The sequence below is a fragment of the Pantoea sp. SIMBA_079 genome (assembly GCF_046940275.1).
Classification (GTDB): Bacteria; Pseudomonadota; Gammaproteobacteria; order Enterobacterales; family Enterobacteriaceae; genus Pantoea; species Pantoea borealis.
Genome location: NZ_JAWRYR010000802.1, coordinates 1 through 243, shown reverse-complemented (window position 1 = coordinate 243; position 243 = coordinate 1). Strand labels below are relative to the sequence as shown.

The window sequence follows — 243 nt, the reverse complement described above, 5'->3', positions numbered from 1 at the left end:
GAAACGATTTTCGGCCGCCGTGCGCATTATCCCGATATCAGGGCATCCAACCCGCAGGTCCGCGCTTTCAACGAGCGCGCTGCCATCAATGCGCCAATACAGGGTTCCGCCGCCGACATTATCCGCCGCGCCATGATCCGCATGGAAGATGCGCTGGCGGAGCAAAATCTTGCCGCGCGCATGTTGTTGCAAGTGCACGATGAACTGATCTTCGAAGTGCCTGATAATGAAGTCGAAAAGACC

At 56.8% G+C, this 243-nt stretch carries 1 protein-coding gene; it reads left to right on the top strand.

The window, feature by feature from the left end; all coding sequences use genetic code 11:
- Positions 1 to 243 (top strand): DNA polymerase (locus SB719_RS22155; protein WP_412160034.1); only part of this gene is annotated, 243 nt, incomplete at both ends.